Annotated in this window: 15 protein-coding genes; 12 read left to right on the top strand and 3 right to left on the bottom strand. The window is 67.6% G+C overall.

What is annotated here, in order from left to right:
- Positions 1-75: 75 nt before the first annotated feature.
- On the bottom strand, positions 76-1,893 hold the full coding sequence (locus Y590_RS14545) for a PHA/PHB synthase family protein (protein ID WP_060770482.1): 1,818 nt from the start codon (positions 1,891-1,893) through the stop codon (positions 76-78).
- 126 nt (positions 1,894-2,019) lie between these two features.
- On the opposite strand from Y590_RS14545, the gene Y590_RS14540 reads away from it, so the two are divergent.
- The 8 genes from Y590_RS14540 (at position 2,020) to Y590_RS14505 (ending at position 10,752) form a co-directional block, all read left to right on the top strand.
- Positions 2,020-2,385: a hypothetical protein gene (locus Y590_RS14540; protein WP_060770481.1), complete on the top strand. Its 366-nt coding sequence runs from the start codon at positions 2,020-2,022 to the stop codon at positions 2,383-2,385.
- Positions 2,386-2,524: 139 nt separating this feature from the next.
- Positions 2,525-3,745 (top strand): LL-diaminopimelate aminotransferase, encoded by a 1,221-nt coding sequence (locus Y590_RS14535; RefSeq protein WP_060770480.1) that lies wholly within the window; start codon positions 2,525-2,527, stop codon positions 3,743-3,745.
- A gap of 348 nt (positions 3,746-4,093) precedes the next feature.
- A complete protein-coding gene (locus Y590_RS14530) occupies positions 4,094-4,309 on the top strand; it encodes a hypothetical protein (RefSeq protein WP_060770479.1) in 216 nt (71 codons plus the stop codon).
- 214 nt (positions 4,310-4,523) lie between these two features.
- On the top strand, positions 4,524-4,871 hold the full coding sequence (locus Y590_RS14525; RefSeq protein WP_060770478.1) for a hypothetical protein: 348 nt from the start codon (positions 4,524-4,526) through the stop codon (positions 4,869-4,871).
- Between the two features lie 930 nt (positions 4,872-5,801).
- The gene (locus tag Y590_RS14520) at positions 5,802-6,230 is read left to right on the top strand and encodes a hypothetical protein (RefSeq protein WP_060770477.1); all 429 of its coding nucleotides are present in this window, start codon (positions 5,802-5,804) and stop codon (positions 6,228-6,230) included.
- Positions 6,231-6,232: 2 nt separating this feature from the next.
- Complete coding sequence (locus Y590_RS14515; protein WP_060770476.1) at positions 6,233-7,834, top strand: glycosyltransferase family 2 protein; 1,602 nt, start codon at positions 6,233-6,235, stop codon at positions 7,832-7,834.
- Positions 7,821-8,273, top strand: coding sequence for a hypothetical protein (locus tag Y590_RS14510; RefSeq protein WP_060770475.1), 453 nt, complete (start codon positions 7,821-7,823; stop codon positions 8,271-8,273). Before Y590_RS14515 ends, Y590_RS14510 begins: the two co-directional genes overlap by 14 nt.
- 346 nt (positions 8,274-8,619) lie before the next feature.
- Positions 8,620-10,752 carry a sodium-translocating pyrophosphatase gene (locus Y590_RS14505; RefSeq protein ID WP_060770474.1) on the top strand — a complete coding sequence of 711 codons (2,133 nt, stop codon included), beginning with the start codon at positions 8,620-8,622 and terminating at the stop codon, positions 10,750-10,752.
- Positions 10,753-10,835: 83 nt separating this feature from the next.
- On the opposite strand, the gene Y590_RS14500 is transcribed toward Y590_RS14505, so the two are convergent.
- Positions 10,836-11,075, bottom strand: coding sequence for a hypothetical protein (locus tag Y590_RS14500; RefSeq protein WP_060770473.1), 240 nt, complete (start codon positions 11,073-11,075; stop codon positions 10,836-10,838).
- Positions 11,076-11,276: 201 nt separating this feature from the next.
- Between Y590_RS14500 and Y590_RS14495 the strand changes: the two genes are divergently transcribed.
- The 3 genes from Y590_RS14495 (at position 11,277) to Y590_RS14485 (ending at position 14,541) form a co-directional block, all read left to right on the top strand.
- Positions 11,277-12,371 carry a catalase family protein gene (locus Y590_RS14495; RefSeq protein WP_060770472.1) on the top strand — a complete coding sequence of 365 codons (1,095 nt, stop codon included), beginning with the start codon at positions 11,277-11,279 and terminating at the stop codon, positions 12,369-12,371.
- 93 nt (positions 12,372-12,464) lie between these two features.
- Positions 12,465-13,652 carry an L-dopachrome tautomerase-related protein gene (locus Y590_RS14490; RefSeq protein ID WP_060770471.1) on the top strand — a complete coding sequence of 396 codons (1,188 nt, stop codon included), beginning with the start codon at positions 12,465-12,467 and terminating at the stop codon, positions 13,650-13,652.
- A gap of 67 nt (positions 13,653-13,719) precedes the next feature.
- Positions 13,720-14,541 (top strand): alpha/beta fold hydrolase, encoded by an 822-nt coding sequence (locus tag Y590_RS14485; RefSeq protein ID WP_060770470.1) that lies wholly within the window; start codon positions 13,720-13,722, stop codon positions 14,539-14,541.
- 8 nt (positions 14,542-14,549) lie between these two features.
- Here the strand turns inward: Y590_RS14485 and Y590_RS14480 are convergent, their stop codons facing one another.
- Positions 14,550-16,277: an adenylate/guanylate cyclase domain-containing protein gene (locus Y590_RS14480; RefSeq protein WP_060770469.1), complete on the bottom strand. Its 1,728-nt coding sequence runs from the start codon at positions 16,275-16,277 to the stop codon at positions 14,550-14,552.
- Between the two features lie 194 nt (positions 16,278-16,471).
- Between Y590_RS14480 and Y590_RS14475 the strand changes: the two genes are divergently transcribed.
- A complete protein-coding gene (locus Y590_RS14475; protein ID WP_060770468.1) occupies positions 16,472-16,906 on the top strand; it encodes a cupin domain-containing protein in 435 nt (144 codons plus the stop codon).
- Positions 16,907-16,936 lie beyond the last annotated feature (30 nt).

Below are 16,936 nucleotides of genomic sequence, written 5' to 3'. Positions count from 1 at the left end.
CAGGATCAGATAAGGCAAATCACGGTCCCGTGTCCGCAACCGCGATGCCATGCGGGCACGGTTCCTGTCGATCCCTCACGCCTTCATGCGGACATAGGTGCCCGGTGCCGGCGCCAGGGAAGGCAGGGCCCCCGTTCCGGGAATGCGGGCGGGCACGCGCTCGGGCGCCTGCTCCTCGAGCCACTTGAACCAGTAGGGCCACCACGAGCCGGGATGCTCTGTCGCCGCCTCGACCCAATCCTCGAACCGGCCTCGGGCCGGGCCTCCGGTGCGAAAGCCGTATTTGGCTTTGGGGCCCGGCGGGGCGACGACGCCGGCGATGTGGCCCGAGCCCGCCAGCACGTAATCGACCTTGCCGCCGAACTTGGCCGACCCTTCGAAGACCGAGAGCGCCGGGGCGATGTGGTCCTCCCGGGTGGCGAGGTTGAAGACCGGGACCTTCACCTTCTTGAGGTCGAGGCGCACGTTGCCGAGCACCATCTGCCCCTTGGCGAGCGTGTTGTTGAGGTAGCAGTTGCGCAGGTAGAACGAGTGGTTGGCCGCGGGCATCCGCGTGGCGTCCGCGTTCCAGTAGAGCAGGTCGAAGGCGGCCGGCGCCTTGCCGCGCACGTAGTTGTTGACGACGTAGGACCAGATCAGGTCGTTGGGCCTGAGCATGTTGAAGGCGTTGGCCATGCGCGCGCCTTCGAGATAGCCGTTCTCGGCCATCCGCTCCTCGATCGCCTTGATCTGCCCCTCGTCGGCGAACACCTTGAGATCGCCCGCATGGGTGAAATCGACCTGCGTGGTGAGGAAGGTCGCGCTCTTGATCCGGCGGTTGCCGGTCGCCGCCTGGTAGGCCAGCGTGACGGCCAGCAGCGTGCCGCCGACGCAGTAGCCCGCCGCCGCGACATCGGTCTCGCCGGTCGCCACGCCGATCATGTCGATGGCGCTCTCGATGCCCTCGCGCATGTAGGACTCGAAGTCCTTGTCGCGGTGGCGCTCGTCCGGGTTCACCCAGGAGATCACGAACACCGTGAGCCCCTGGGAGACCATCCAGCCGATGAGACTTTTCTTCGGGTTGAGATCGAGGATGTAGAACTTGTTGATCCAGGGCGGCACGATCAGCAGCGGCCGCTTCAGCACCGTCTCGGTCATGGGCGCGTACTGGATCAACTCCATCAGATCGTTGCGGAAGATGACCTCGCCGGGGGTCACCGCCACATCCTTGCCGAAGGTGAAGGCGGACAGGTCCGTCTGCCGCACCCGGAGTTGACCGCCGCCGGCTTCCAGATCCTCCTGCAGCATCTTCATGCCGCGCATCAGGTTGGCGCCCCCCTCCTCCAGCGTCTGGCGCAGGAGCTCGGGGTTCGTCATCACGAAGTTCGAGGGTGAGTAGGCCGAGAGGAGCTGGCGCAGGTAGAACTCCGCCTTGTGGCGGGTGTGCTCGTCGATCCCTTCGGCCGTCTCCACCATCTCCTCGGCCCAGCGGCCGAGGATCAGGTAACTCTGCTTGATCAGGTCGAAGACCGGGTTCGCGCTCCAATCGGCATGGGTGAAGCGCTTGTCGGTGGGCGGGGGCTGGACGATCGGCTCGGTGACGGCGCCCTGCATCCGGGTCAGGGTCGAGGCCCAGAGCGCGGCGAAGGACTGGCCGAGCTTGGTCTGGGCCTGGAGCGCCTTCTCGGGATCCTTCAGCCACGTCTCCGCGACCCGCGTGAGGGTGCGGGTCATCTCGTCGATCTCGTCGGCGCCCTGGAGCTTCGCGCCCGGCAACAAGGCTCCCTGGCCCGCCTGCTCGAACGGCTTCAGCGAGGCGGCGGCCGATTGCCGGAACACCTCCGCCAGCTGATTCGCGTTGCGCGCGATGGTCTCGAAATCCGGCGCTGCCGGGTTCGTCCGCTCCGTGGCCACGCGACACGTCCTCCCAAGGTCTGCCCGCATCCCGCCCCGTGGGACGGCCCGAGCCTCGTTTCCGACAAATTAACGCTCCACCCAGCAGATGTCGCCCGCCCCAGACTCCATTTTCAGACCAATGTCATGATCGTGCGCCGCACCGTCCGCGCCATCGCCATCGCCTTGCCGGTTTTCGCCGCCGCGGCGTCGACCGGCGGCTGCTCCGGCGACGTGAATCCGCTGAAGGCGGCGATGGTCGGTGCGGGCTCCGGCATCAAGCCGGTGGAGGCGCCCGATTTCGTGGCGCAATCCCGCAAGAGCGATGCGAGCTACATGCCGGTGGGCGAATCGGCGCCCCGGCGCGCCGTCCGCGCCCGCAATTCGGCCGGACAGAGCGCCCTGCAGGCCGAGCTGGAAGGGGCGCGCAACCGCAACGAGTCCAAGGGGCGCGCGGCGGAAGGAGCGGCCAAGAATGCCGCGCAGGGGCTCGCGCCCAACCCGGTGGAGTGAGCGTTCCGCCCCGATCCCGGCGGGGCATCGCGATTTTTAAGTCGGCGCGCGAACGCGACGATGGTAAACAGGCAGGCTCCTCACCGCCGACGCATCCTCGCGGGAGGATCAGTTCCGCGACACCGGACAGACCGACGCCATGACCGATTTCCACCGCATCAAGCGCCTTCCGCCTTACGTCTTCGAGCAGGTGAACCGGATCAAGGCCGCCGCCCGAGCCCGTGGCGCCGACATCATCGATCTCGGGATGGGCAATCCCGATCTCGACGCGCCGCGCCACGTCATCGAGAAGCTCGTCGAGACCGCCGGCAAGCCGCGCACCGACCGCTACTCCGCCTCCAAGGGCATTGCCGGCCTGCGCCGCGCCCAGGCCGGCTACTACCAGCGCCGCTTCGGGGTGAGCCTCAACCCGGACACGCAGGTGGTGGCGACGCTCGGCTCGAAGGAGGGCTTCGCCAACATGGCCCAGGCGATCACGGCGCCCGGCGACGTGGTGCTGGTGCCGAACCCGAGCTACCCGATCCACGCCTTCGGGTTCCTGATGGCGGGTGGCGTGATCCGCTCCGTGCCCGCCGAGCCGACCCCGGCGATGTTCCCGGCGCTCGAGAAGGCGGTCGCCCACTCGATCCCGAAGCCGGTGGCGCTCGTCGTCTGCTACCCCTCGAACCCGACGGCCTACGTCGCGAGCCTCGACTTCTACCGGGATCTCGTGGCCTTCGCGAAGAAGCACGAGCTGATCCTGCTCTCGGATCTCGCCTACGCCGAGGTCTATTTCGACGACAACAACCCGCCGCCCTCCGTGCTGCAGGTGCCGGGCGCGATCGACTGCACCGTGGAGTTCACCTCGCTGTCGAAGACCTTCTCGATGGCGGGCTGGCGCATGGGCTTCGCCGTCGGCAACGAGCGCCTGCTTGCGGCGCTGACGCGGGTGAAGTCCTACCTCGATTACGGGGCCTTCACGCCGATCCAGGTGGCGGCCACCGCCGCGCTCAACGGACCGGACGACTGCATCAAGGAGATGCGCGCGACCTACAAGAAGCGCCGCGACGCCCTGGTCGAGTCCTTCGGCAAGGCCGGCTGGAAGCTGCCGACGCCCGAAGCCTCGATGTTCGCCTGGGTGCCGATCCCGGACAAATTCCGGGAGCTCGGCAGCCTGGAATTCTCCAAGCTGCTTCTGGAAAAGTCGGATGTCGCCGTGGCGCCGGGGATCGGTTTCGGCGAGCACGGCGACGATTATGTCCGCATCGCGCTTGTCGAGAACGAGCAGCGCATCCGGCAGGCGGCCCGCAACGTCCGCCGTTTCTTCGACAACGCCGACCGCACGCTCCACAACGTCGTGCCGTTGCAAAAGGCGGTCTAGTGCCTCGTCCCGAAAGGTGGTTGCCGGCTTTCGGAAAAAAGATGATGCGAAAACAAGAGCCTGGAGCTTCGTCCTGGATCCGGTATCCAGGACAAGGCTCTAGTATCGCGTGGCGCCGGTCCCGACCGACGGGCGGGATCGGCTCGCTCGGTGGACGCGACCGCCGCCGCGCGGGCGAAAAAACCGCGTCGGACGTTGTTGCGGCGGGGCGACAGGGCCCGCGCAATCGGCCCTGTCCGGGCGGGCATCGGGTGGGGGAAGCTTGTCAGCGGGCGTCCGCATCCGCAGGGTTGTCTCCGGTTTTGCCGCCGGGTCGTCCCGGCGGACGGACGCGTTTCGAGGTTCCGCATGCGCCGCCTGAAGCTCTTCGCCGCCCTGGCGCTCGCCGGCGCTGCCGTCGGAGCCTGCGCGCCTCATCCGATCGTGGCGCGCGATCCCGTGCCCGCCCCCTCGCCCGAGGAGGCCTATTCCTGCAGCTCGACGCCGCTCCCGCTGAACGCCTACAAGTCCGATTGCAGCCCCGTGGTGCGCGAACCGCGCACCGTCCTGCAATCGAAGGGGTGAAGCGACGTTTGCGGATAGCCGAGAGCGCCGGGCTTCCGCACGTCAACGTTTCCTTGTCACGTTCCGGGGTCTGATCGCAGCCTCGAGACGTCAGTCCGAGCCGATCCCGATTGCGCTGCAATCCCGATCGGCTCATGTCTTATCCTGATGCGTTCTCACGGGTCGGAGCGGCCGTCGCTTCGGTCGGAAGAGCGCGCCGACGACGGAGCAACCCGTGGCCCGTGCCCGCCTCCTCCTTGCCGCTTCCCTCATCGGGCTCGCTGCCCAGGGGGCTTCCGCCCAGAACCTGCAGGATCGCCCCTACGGCGATGCGCGCGGGCCGACGGTGTACGAGGTCGATCCCGAGAGCGGCCGCTTCCGGGGGCCGCCGATCAGCACCGACGGTCAGGATCTGCGCGCCATCGGTGCCGTGCCGGTGCCGACCGTGATGAACGGCGGCGGTTTCGGCCTCACCGGCAACGACTATTACGGCAATGTGCTCCTCGCGACGCCGCAAGGCCCGCGCCGTGCCTCGGACGGCTACGTCCTGGCCCCCGCCTACAGGGCTCCGCCGCTGCGCTGAGGCGCCGGCCTCGGGGCGTTCGACGGGTGTTGCAGCCGGGCGCGCGGTTCTCCGCACGAAGCTCAGAGCCGCGCTCGGGCAACTTGAATGGCCCCCAGCCGCACGGTTCGGACAGGGTCGTTGCGGCGCTCATTCGAGGTAGCTGCCTTGAGAGCGTTCCGCGCTGAACCCTATCGCGTCGAGTTTGATACCGTTTCGGTCCGAGATGGGGCTGGACATCCACTGACGATGTCCGAATTCGATATCAAACACCCCTGAACGCATCAAATCGAATTGACCGCGTCGTTGCTGAGATCCGAATATCGACGTGTGGCGGCAAAGGCGGTGCTCTTTGCGGCCCGCGTTCATAGGCGGCGATTGCTCTTCTGCCCCCTCCCCCCCTCTTAGCACACGAAGGGCCGACCGGCAGTCTGAAGCCTGTTCGGTATCCGTACTTGCTCGAAGTCATTGTTTTTTGGAAAATATCTAATAATCAACAGAGCGTGATAACAATGTTTCAAGCAGGTATTTACTGGTAAAGTAGATAAAAACGTGATTTTTGCTGTCTCCGAGGGCGATAGCTGAGTCGTTAGCTTTAATCTAAGCTGTGTGCTTCCGACGAGTGTGGCGCTTTCGAAAAATCTTCAGATTAATCTGTGGAACTTGAGGTGCCGGCACGACTCCGCTATCTCCCGCTCGTGATCGCCGCAGGCCGCTCCGGCACCATCCCGGCGGCAATGAAGCGTTCTTCGACATCCTCCGATCAGGTCATGCGCCTCGTACCAGCCTTTCGAACCAGTGCGAGACTCGCTGTCCTGCTGGGCCGAACCCGGTCCCGAGGCTGCGATCAGAGCAGCCAGGTCGGTTGGGCCGAGGCGCGCATCCGACCTTCCATCGGCGCTTGGGTGGCGGCAATCCAGTCGGTGTGTTGTAAGCTTTGCGAGGTGCGTCGTGTACACGTTGCGTGACGACCTCGACGGCCTGCGCCTGGCGGCCCCCGACAGTCCGGATGTCTGGCTGGTTTTCGGAGGCCGGCGGCACCGGGTCGCGAGCCCGACCGTCTACCAGGCCCTGTTCGCGGGGCCGGACGAACTCATCTTCAGGGAGGATATCCCCTCGATCACGATGGGACCGGAACTGAACGAAGGCACCTGCCTCGTCCGTCCCATCGGCTCCCACGCCATCTTTCTCGTCACCGGCCGCGCCCCGCCGCGCAGGTATCATATTCCGACCTATGAGAGCTTTACCGATTTCGGCTTCAACGAGCGGGCCGTGATCGACGTGCCGGGCTTGATCCTTGAGGTGGTCGAGCTCGGGGGCGAGTTGACCAGCACCTTCGATCGGGCGCGCCGGGCGCCAGCCTCGACGGAAGAGGGATAGGTTTGGGCGACCACAGCGTCACCATCGCGATTCCCGTCCACAACGGCGCGAACTATCTCGGCGAGGCGATCGAGAGCGCACTGTGCCAGAGCCACCCGGAGACGGAGATCATCGTCGTCGATGACGGCTCGGACGATGACGGACAGACCTTGGCCGTCGCGCGCACCTTCGGAAGCCATATCCGCACTCTTCACCAGTCCAATAGCGGGGTGGCGGCAGCGCTCAATACCGCCCTCGCCTGCGCCTCCGGTCGCCTGTTCTCCTGGCTGTCGCACGACGACGTGTTCGAGCCTGGAAAGACCGAGCGGCAGGTACGGATTCTGGACACGCTCAACCGTGACGACATCTGCCTGTTCTCCGATCTGTCGTGGATCGATGCGGCGGGCCGCATCACCGGCGAGCAGCGGCTCGACCCCGCCGCGCTGGCACGCAACCCGCGCCTCGCCTTCTACGAAGGCCTGATCAACGGCTGCACCATCCTGACTGCCCGCGACCTGCTTCTGCGCATCGGCGGCTTTGACACGCGCTATCCCTACACTCAGGACTATCGGATGTGGTGGAGGCTGACCCGCGAGGCCCACTTCGTCCACGTTCCGCACTGCCTCCTGCGTTCGCGGCTCCATCCGGATCAGGGTTCCCACCGCCGCGATGCGCTGTCCGAGAACAGTGCCTTCTGGAGCGACGTGCTCGATGAGACGAGCGAGGTCGAGGCCGCGATGGTGGCCGGAAGCCGGGAGCGCTTCCTGAGGCGGACCGGCGGTTTCCTGCGCTATCGAAGTCCGAACCGACGAGTTGCCGATCACGCCGACCGGATGGCCCAGGCGAGCGCCGCGGAGGCCTCGGTCTCGGTGGTCATCGATGTCGGGAGTGATCTAGAGGCCGCACGTCGCACGATCGACAGCGTGGAAGCCCAGACCCGGCTTCCGGACGAGATGATTCTGGTCGGAGACTCCTCGATTCTCATGGCGCTCGGCCGAGACGGCGCCTGTGAGCGGGTGCTGCGGCCGACGCCGGAGCAGCGGGTTCCGACGCGCCTTCGCCTTGGGCTCACTGCGGCCCGCGGCGCCTACGTCGCGTTGCTGATGAGTCCGGACGCCTTCGCTCCCGAGAAGATCGCGCGTCAGGTCGCACGCATGTCCGCTCTGGGTTGCCTCGCCTCGCACAGCTCCTATCGCAGTGACGGTGAGACGGTCGCGACCGGTAGCTTCGGCGGGCGCGTCTATCCGGAGATCGTCGGCGACTGTCATGTCGAGATTTCCACCGTGATGATACAGCGGTTGCTGTTCCTGTCCGGCGTGTTGTTCATGGAAGATGACGCTCCCCTCGCGTCGAACTGGATCGAGGTCGCAGCCCGCCACGAATGGCTCGGTCTGGAGGAGCCTCTGTCCCTCGTCGAAACGCCGCGCGCGCCTGGAGAGAGGGCGCCGCTTCTGGCATGGCTGCGCGCGTCGGCGGAGTATCGCGGCCATGCCGTGCAGATCCGTCGTCTCGAGAGGCGGCTCGCCGGTTCGTCGACGCCGGACACACGCCGCGAGGACGCGGGTGATGCCGGCGTATCGCTGCCGGTGCGTGCGTTGGTGGGAGGCTCCGATGCCGCTGCGTGACCTGCTGGAGCGGGGGCGTGCCCTCCTCACCCAGATTCCGACTGAGGATGAGGCCGCAGGCATCGCCGTGACGTCCGCAACCGATTGCGACGCGATCCAGGCGCTGTTGCACGAAACGCAGCGCCGGCTGGCGGTGGCCGATCAGCGTTTGGCGATACTCGAGAGCAGCAACCGGACGGCGGTGCGGGCCATGCGCCGATTCCTGCAAGACCGTGACCGCCTCGTTGCCGAGCGAGAGGCCGCCATCATTCAGTTGTCGATGGCCGTTGGGGATCGGCAGCGGACGATGATGCTCAACGACCATGTCCTGTCGGCGCTGCGCGACAGCGAAAAGGCCCGCGCGCGGCTCGAAGACGAAAACCGGGATCTGCGTCGGCGAGTGGCTAAAGGTAGCCCATCGACCGCACGGAGCGTCGAGGCCGACGACTTCACGGGCTGAGCCGAGGCGGCGCGCGATCCGAGGCGCTCCCGGCCCTCCGATCTCCTGCGCCGACGCGGAGAACCGGCTGCCTCGAGACCGTCTAGACGGGGATCGAAGGCAGCTCGTCTGAACGTCTGCCCCGCAGCCATCGCACTGCAATAACACGAAACTTGTCATTATCCTGCGTCTTGGCCGTCTCGAAAGGTTCTCAACGGCACGAGGCATTTGCGCTGGACGCCGAAGTTTGGCAGTTAAGTTCAGCTTCTCAAGGGAGGGCGCCTGAAGCCGAGCAACGTCGCAGCAATGTTCGACGGCCATTCCGGCCGGGCTCGGCAAACCACAATCAAAAATCAAGGACGCACGCATGACCGCACTTTTGCTGATCATCGTGGGCGGGCTCTGCGCCGTTGCCTACGGTGTCGTGACTATCCGTGACGTAATGCGACGCGATGCGGGCACCCAGCGCATGCAGGAGATCGCAGGCGCCATCGCCGAAGGCGCGCAGGCTTATCTCAGGCGCCAATACGCCACGATCGGTATCGTTGGTGTCGTCCTCTTCGTTCTTCTGGCCTACTTTCTCGGCATCAAGGTCGCCATCGGCTTCCTGATCGGCGCGGTGCTCTCGGGCGCGGCCGGCTTCATCGGCATGAACGTTTCGGTCCGTGCCAACGTCCGCACGGCGCAGGCCGCCACGCAGTCGCTCGGTGGCGGCCTGGAGGTCGCCTTCAAGTCCGGCGCGGTCACCGGCATGCTGGTGGCGGGCCTCGCGCTACTCGGTGTCGCCCTCTACTACCTGTTCCTCACCCGCGGCGCCGGGTTGGCGCCGGGAAGCCGCGAAGTCATCGACGCGCTGGTGGCGCTCGGCTTCGGCGCCTCGCTGATCTCGATCTTCGCGCGGCTGGGCGGCGGCATCTTCACCAAGGGGGCCGATGTCGGCGGCGATCTCGTCGGCAAGGTCGAAGCCGGCATTCCCGAGGATGATCCGCGCAACCCCGCCACCATCGCCGACAACGTGGGCGACAACGTCGGCGACTGCGCCGGCATGGCCGCGGACCTGTTCGAGACCTATGCGGTGACCGTGGTCGCCACCATGGTGCTGGCCGCGATCTTCTTTGCGGGCAACGCGCCCGTGCTCGAAGCGATGATGATCTACCCGCTCGCCATCGGGGCGGCCTGCATCGTCACCTCGATCATCGGCACCTACGCGGTCAAGCTCGGTGCCAACCAGTCGATCATGGGCGCACTCTACAAGGGCCTGATCGCGGCGGGTGTGCTCTCGATCGTGGCCATCGCCGGCGTGAATCTCGCGCTGTTCGGCGGGTTCTCGACCACCTTCACGACGAATACCGGCCTGACCTTCTCCTCGGGGGCCCTGTTCGGATGCGCCGTGCTCGGCCTCATCATCACCGCGCTGATCGTCGTCATCACCGAGTACTACACCGGCACGAACTTCCGCCCGGTGAAGTCGATCGCCACCGCCTCCGTCACCGGCCACGGCACCAACGTGATCCAGGGGCTCGCGATCTCGCTCGAATCGACCGCGCTTCCGGCCCTTGTCATCGTGGCGGGCATCATCTCCACCTACGCGCTGGCCGGCCTGTTCGGCATCGCCATCGCGGTCACGGCGATGCTGGCGCTCGCGGGTTTCATCGTCGCGCTCGACGCCTTCGGCCCGGTCACCGACAATGCGGGCGGCATCGCCGAGATGGCGGGTCTGCCCCCGGATGTGCGCAAGGCGACCGACGCGCTCGATGCGGTCGGCAACACCACCAAGGCCGTCACCAAGGGCTACGCCATCGGCTCGGCCGGCCTCGGCGCCCTGGTGCTGTTCGCCGCCTACACCTCGGACCTGAACTACTTCATCGCCAATGCCAGCCCGACGCAGTACCGCTTCTTCCAAGGGGTGAGCGTCGATTTCTCCCTCTCCAACCCCTACGTCGTGGTCGGCCTTCTGCTCGGCGGACTGATCCCGTTCCTGTTCGCGGGCATCGCCATGACGGCGGTGGGCCGCGCGGCGGGCGCGGTGGTCGAGGAGGTGCGCCGCCAGTTCCGCGAAAAGCCCGGCATCATGCAGGGCACCGACCGGCCGGATTACGGCCGTGCGGTGGACATGCTGACCCGGGCGGCGATCAAGGAAATGATCATCCCCTCGCTGCTGCCGGTGCTGTCGCCGATCGTGATCTTCTTCGTGATCCAGGCGATCGCGGGCAAGTCGCAGGCTTTCGCCACGGTCGGCGCCTCGCTGCTCGGCGTGATCCTGACCGGCCTCTACGTCGCGATCTCGATGACCTCGGGCGGCGGCGCCTGGGACAACGCCAAGAAGTACATCGAGGACGGCCACCACGGCGGCAAGGGTTCGGACGCGCACAAGGCGGCCGTGACCGGCGACACCGTCGGCGACCCCTACAAGGACACGGCGGGCCCCGCCGTGAACCCGGCGATCAAGATCACCAACATCATCGCGCTGCTTCTGCTCGCCGTGCTCGCGCACGCCTGAGCCGACACGCCTCCGCAAAGAAAGAGCCCGCCGCGGTCCCCCGCGGCGGGCTCTTTCATATTCTGGAATCGAGACCCAAGAACTTAGTCGCAGTTCTCCTTGGTGACCGTCTTACGGTCGCCCATGTCGTTTTCCTTCGTCACCGTCTTGCTGGAGCAGCCGTCCGAATGCTCGCGCCGCTCGACGGTGGTCGAGGCGCTGCTGGGCGAGCGATCCACCACGACCCGATCCGGCGCGTCGCGCTCGATCACGGTGGTCTGGGCCATGGCGCCCGAGGCCCCGGCGAGCGTCAGGAAGGCGGCGGCGAGAAGGGATTTGCGCATGACAATCCTCCGGTTGGGATAAATCTTCGCCTGTAACGGCGAGCGAACCTGAACCGTTCCAGCGAACATCAGGTCGGAATTCGCTTCGTTGCCCGGTTCATCAAAGATGCGCGATGAGAAGTTGCAGGCCGGGGTTCGGTCCGAACTTTCACGCGTTACCCCGGTTCGCCCTCTCAAATCTGCTGGGACGCGAGAAATTCCATGAGTGCAGCACCGATTCGCTACCACGACGGTATCGAGACGCCGAGCCCCGACGAGAATGAGACCATCGATCGGATCATCGCCTCGATGACCCACGAGAGCGAGATCACCGCCGAGCGCTACGGGCACGCGGTGCGGGCGTCGCACGCCAAGATCAGCGGCGTTGCCGTTGGCGAGCTGGAAATTCTCCCGAACCTACCGCCCGAATTGGCGCAGGGCCTGTTCGCGAAGGCCGGCACGCATTCCGTCATCGTGCGCTTCGCGCAAGGGGCCGGCGAACTCCTGAAGGACCGCGTCTCGACCCACCGCGGCATGGCGATCAAGGTGCTCGGCGTCGAGGGCGACAAGCTGCCCGGCCACGATGCGCCGACCCAGGACTTCGTGTTCGCCACCGGGCCGGTCTTTCCCAATCCCGATGCCAAGGGTTTCTTAGCCAGCATGAAACAGCTGGAGGCCGCCACCTCCGCGCCGGAAGCGGTGAAAGCGGCGGTTTCACAGGGCGCGCGGGTGCTCGACGGGGTAGTGAAATCCGTGAAGGGCGAGAGTTCGCCGCTCCTCGACTTCTTCGGCCACGTGCCGCACCATCCGCTGGCCGAGCCGTACTACTCGCAGGCCGCGCTCCGCTACGGCGACCACGTTGCCAAGCTCGCGGCCTTTCCCGCCTCCCCGGCCCAGGCGGCGCTCGCCGACGAGCGGCTCGACACCGGCAGCGAGGACGGGAACGTCTTCCGCCACGCGGTGCTGAGCTATCTCGAAGGCCGCGAGGGGGTGTTCGACATCCGCGTCCAACTCTGCCTGAACCTCGACGACATGCCGGTCGAGGACGCCTCGAAGCGCTGGGACGAGGCGCTGAGCCCCTACCGCACCGTCGCCCGCCTCGTTCTGCCGGCGCAGGACGCGTTCAGCGAGGCGCGGCGTCAGTATGCCGACGACGTGCTCTCCTTCCGCCCTGCCCACAGTCTTGCGGCGCACCGTCCCCTCGGTTCGCTGATGCGGGCACGATTGAAGACCTATCAGGCCCTCTCCCGCTTCCGCCACGAGCGCAACCGCGTGCCGGAAGCGGAGCCGGGCTCGATCGCCGAGGTGCCGGCCTGACGGGGGCAACGGTTTCGTGAAGGACCCCGGCCGGCCGGGCCGGGGTTCCGACGGGTAATTGCGACCGATGCTTTCGCCCAAGGCTGCCGAACCATGACCAGAACCCTGACCGCCCTTGCCGTAGCACTCCTCACGGGCACGATGGCGAGCCCGCTCCCGGCCCGAGCGCAGGAGGGCAAAGCCGCGCTCACCAAGGTCGCCAGCTTCGAGCATCAGGTCACCGGCATCACGGTGGCCCGCGACGGGCGCATCTTCGTCAACTTCCCGCGCTGGAGCGAGGATGCGCCGGTCTCGGTGGCAGAGTTGAAGGACGGCAAGCCCGTCCCCTTCCCCGACGACCGGTGGAATGCGTGGCGCAACGCGCGGGCCGACGAATTCTCGCCGAAGGACCATTTCGTCTGCGTGCAGAGCGTCGTCGCCGACGGGCAGGATCGGCTCTGGGTGGTGGACGCCGCCGCCCCCGCGATGGCGCATGTGATCAAGGACGGCCCGAAGCTCGTCGGGATCGATCTGAAGACCAACAAGGTCATCAAGACTATCCCCTTCGACACCACCACGGTGCTCCAAGCCTCCTACCTCAACGATGTGCGGATCTCGCCGGACGGTAAGACCGCCTATCTCACCGATTCCGGGGCCGAGGGCGCGCTGATCGTCGTCGATCTCGACAGCGGATCGGCCAAGCGCATCCTGTCGGGCGATCCCGCGACCATGCCCGACAAGTCGGTGACCGTGAGCTACGACGGCAAGCCGCTGCGCCGGCCCGACGGGCGCGGCGTGGAATTCGCCGCCGACGGCATCGCGCTCTCGAACGACGGCAAGACGCTCTACTGGCAGGCGATCAAGGGCAAGACGCTCTACAGCCTGCCGACCGACGCACTCACCGGCTGGGCCGCCGCCTCGGTCGTGCCCGACACGCTTACCGACAAGAGCCTTGCCGGAAAGATCGCGAAGGTCGGCGAGAACGGCGTCGCCGACGGTCTGCTGATCGCCCGCCGCGACGGGCGGATGTACGTGACCTCGCCCCAGGACAACGCGGTGAAGGTGCGCGACCTCGCCGACGGCAAGGACGGCTTGACGACGTTGGTGCAGGACCCAAGCCTGCGCTGGCCGGACACCTTGGGCGAGGGCCCGGACGGGACGATCTACGTCACCACCTCGCACATCCAGGATTCGGCCGATTACAAGCCCGGCGCGCCGATCAGCCTGCCGACGGAGCTGTGGGCGATCAAGCCGACCGCCTCCGACGCCACCGGCTCGACCACGACCGCTCCGGCCCGCTGAGCCGGCCCGCTGCGACCCGACGGACCCATGGGGCGCGCATCGGCGCGCTCCGCTCAAGGAGCCCGGCATGCCCTTCATCGAGACCAGGGACGCGACGCGCCTCTTCTACAAGGATTGGGGCAGCGGCCCTCCGGTCGTGCTGATTCACGGTTGGCCGCTCGATGCCGACATGTGGGAATATCAGCAGCCGGCCCTGACAGGCGCGGGCTTTCGCACCATCGCCTACGACCGGCGCGGGTTCGGTCGCTCGGACCAGCCCTGGAGCGGCTACGACTACGATACCTTCGCCGACGACCTGAAGGCCGTGCTCGACAGCCTCGACCTTCAGGACGTGACCCTCGTCGGCTTCTCCATGGGCGGCGGCGAGATCGCCCGCTACCTCTCGCGCCATGGCGGCGCACGGGTGGCGCGCGCGGTGCTCGTCTCCGCGGTGACGCCGATGCTCGCCAGGACGCCCGATCATCCCGAGGGCGTCGATGTCAGCGTGTTCGAAGGGATGATCGAGGGGATCGAGCGCGACCGGCCGCATTTCTGGTCGAACTTCGTCAAGAGCTTCTTCGGCGCCGGCCTGCTTTCCTCTCCGGCTTCATCGGAGCTGATGGCCTGGACCGGGATGCTGGCGATGCGGGCCTCGCCCAAGGCGACGGTCGATTGCGTGCGTGCCTTCGGCGGGACGGATTTCCGGGCCGACATGGCGGCGTTCCGGGTGCCGACCTTGGTGATCCACGGCGACGCCGACCAGACCGTGCCCTTCGACATCAGCGGTAAGGCCGCGGCGCAGGCCATTCCCGGCGCCCGTCTCGAAGTCTACGCGGGCGCGCCGCACGCCATTCCGTTCACCCACAAGGACCGGCTGACCGAGGACCTCTTGGCTTTCCTGCGCGCGTAGAAGGCCGATCAGCCGTCCTGAAGCGCGGCCGACGCGTCGGCAACGATCAGGCGCGCCCGGAGCGGCTGGGCGCGCCCCGTCAGCGTCAGCTCCTGAAGCGCGCCGGGGGTGAGTCCGGCAGCCTCGTAGACGGCCTCCGAGACGATCGCGACCTGCCGCATCGGCCCGGTCAGCCCTTCGAGCCGGGCGGCGACGTTGACCGTGTCGCCGAGCACCGTGAAGCGGGATTCGGTCTCGTCCCCAAACTCGCCGACGATGGCCATGCCCGCATGCAGGCCGACGCCGTAGCGCAGGCGCTCGCCGAGATCGGCGGCGAGCATGCGGTTGAGCTGCTCCACATGGCGCGCGATGCCGTCGACCGCCTTCAGGGCGTCGCGGGCCGCGTGCTTGGGATCGCGATCGAGGCCGAAGATCGCCATCAGCCCGTCGCCGAGATGCTGGTTCACGCTTCCGCCGGCCTCGCGCACCGCACGGCCGACCGCTCCGAGGAATCGGCCGATGACGAAGACGGTGTCGTAGGGCAGGTGTTCCTCCGCGAACCGGGTCGAGCCGCGCAGGTCGGCGAACAGCACAACGACGAACCGCTCCTCGCCGGTCGCGGCCCGCTCCGGATCGCGCACGGAGGCGGCGCGGGCCTGCGGCGTGAATAGCGGCGCGACCGTGAGGTCGCCATCGGGCCGGAGCTGGCAGGCGAGCCGGATGCCGGGGCTCGCGCCGATGCGGTCGAGGACGAGACGCTCGGCCCGTTCCGGCTCCGGCAGGGAGCGGCTGCGCTCCGTATCGACGACCCGGATGCGGCAGGTCGAGCAGCGCCCGCGCCCGCCGCACACGCTCGCATGCGGGATGCGGCCGCGCCGGCTCGCTTCCAGCACGCTGCTGCCCCGCGGTATGCGGACGGTGCGTCCGTCGGGATAGCCGATGCGCACGAAGCCGCCCCGCGTCTCGGCGAGGGTGCGGGCGCCACGCGCGAGCAGGACGAGGGCGAGCAACGCCAGATAGGCCAGGAACAGCCCGCGCCGGATCGCGCCCAGCCGTTCGGTCTGCTCGGCCAGCCCGAGATGGTTCGGCCCGAGTTCCTGCGCCCGCCACGCCGGATCGGCGGCGAGCGCTGCAACGCTGCGCCCGCCCTGCACGACACCGAGGAGGGCCAGCACCGGCACCAGCACCGCGCCCGCGAGCAGCCAGGGCGCGGCGCGGGGAAAGCCGCGCTTGAGCCGGAGCCAGAAATAGAGGCCGAAGCAGCCGTGCAGCCACGCCACGACGAGGCCCACCGCCTGCATCAGGCCCTGGCCCGGCGCGGCGACCCAGGTCGCATAGAGAACCTGGGCATAGCCCCGATCGAGCTCTTCCACGCTCCAGGCCAGACGCGTGCCGACGACGTGACTGAGGAGGAGCAGGGGGACGGAAAGGCCGAGCAGGAGCTGCGCGGTCTCGGCCGGCCGCACCCGGTAGAAGCGCCGCTCGTAGAAGGCCTGGAGCCCGAGGACGAGGTGGACGAGCAACGCGCCGTAGAGGACCAGGAGCGCGGGCGGCGTGCGCCAGAGCGCGACCTTCACCGTGAGCCCGGTCTCCAGCGCATCGAGCGAGATGTTGCCCAGCGCGTGGCAGAGCAGGTGCGTGAGCACGTAGGCAAACAGCACGAGGCCGCTGCCGAGGCGAAGCTGACGTAAGGTCGGCCGGGCGGGCCAGCGCAAGCCAAGGGTGCGGCCGAAGCCCGGACGCGCCGCCTGCCCCACCGCCCCCGCTCCTTCTTCGAGAAACCCTTCACCCACTCATAGCGCGCGGCGGCGCTCCGACGAAACCGCCCGCCGCGCCGGAAAAATTCGTGCGTCCCATGTCACGGCGCAGCGTTCCGCCTCGTCATGGGGGCAGGACGATGGAACGGGCCGGCTTGCCGCCCTCCGCGTCGCCGCTTCGATGGAGAGGGACGATGATCCGATCGTGTCTGCGTGCCGCCGCGTTCGCGGCACTGCTGACGGGCGCTGCCGCCCACGAGATGAAGGGGGGAGCGGTCGCCGGGACAGGCGGGGACGCCACGGCCGCCCTCGTCTTCGACCATGCCCTGCCCAACGTGCCGGGCAAGAGCCTGCGCGCCGTACTCGTCACCTACGGGCCGGGCGGTGCCTCGCCCGCGCACAGGCATGCCGGGAGCGCCTTCATTACCGCGACGGTGCTGGAAGGGGCGATCCGCAGCCGGGTGAACGACGGGCCCGAGCGGGTCTACCGGGCCGGTGAGAGCTTCACGGAGATGCCCGGCGACCGTCACCCTGTCAGCGCCAACGCGAGCGCCACCGAGCCGGCACGCCTGCTCGCCGTCTTCGTCCTCGACAGCGACGAGACAGTCCTGACCACGCCGATCCGCTGAACGCCAACCGCCCTCACGAGAAGGAAGAAG

The sequence above is a fragment of the Methylobacterium sp. AMS5 genome (assembly GCF_001542815.1).
Taxonomy (GTDB): domain Bacteria; phylum Pseudomonadota; class Alphaproteobacteria; order Rhizobiales; family Beijerinckiaceae; genus Methylobacterium.
The sequence above is the reverse complement of the archived record's forward strand: the minus strand, read 5'-3'. Positions and strand labels throughout refer to the sequence as shown.

What these genes read in the sequence shown, in the direction of transcription:
- Y590_RS14530 (WP_060770479.1), top strand. Translation starts at nt 4,094, where the DNA reads ATGCGCCGCCTGAAGCTCTTCGCCGCCCTGGCGCTCGCCGGCGCTGCC.
- Y590_RS14510 (WP_060770475.1), top strand. Translation starts at nt 7,821, where the DNA reads ATGCCGCTGCGTGACCTGCTGGAGCGGGGGCGTGCCCTCCTCACCCAG.
- Y590_RS14535 (WP_060770480.1), top strand. Translation starts at nt 2,525, where the DNA reads ATGACCGATTTCCACCGCATCAAGCGCCTTCCGCCTTACGTCTTCGAG.
- Y590_RS14495 (WP_060770472.1), top strand. Translation starts at nt 11,277, where the DNA reads ATGAGTGCAGCACCGATTCGCTACCACGACGGTATCGAGACGCCGAGC.
- Y590_RS14505 (WP_060770474.1), top strand. Translation starts at nt 8,620, where the DNA reads ATGACCGCACTTTTGCTGATCATCGTGGGCGGGCTCTGCGCCGTTGCC.
- Y590_RS14490 (WP_060770471.1), top strand. Translation starts at nt 12,465, where the DNA reads ATGACCAGAACCCTGACCGCCCTTGCCGTAGCACTCCTCACGGGCACG.
- Y590_RS14475 (WP_060770468.1), top strand. Translation starts at nt 16,472, where the DNA reads ATGATCCGATCGTGTCTGCGTGCCGCCGCGTTCGCGGCACTGCTGACG.
- Y590_RS14500 (WP_060770473.1), bottom strand. Translation starts at nt 11,075, where the DNA reads ATGCGCAAATCCCTTCTCGCCGCCGCCTTCCTGACGCTCGCCGGGGCC.
- Y590_RS14540 (WP_060770481.1), top strand. Translation starts at nt 2,020, where the DNA reads ATGATCGTGCGCCGCACCGTCCGCGCCATCGCCATCGCCTTGCCGGTT.
- Y590_RS14485 (WP_060770470.1), top strand. Translation starts at nt 13,720, where the DNA reads ATGCCCTTCATCGAGACCAGGGACGCGACGCGCCTCTTCTACAAGGAT.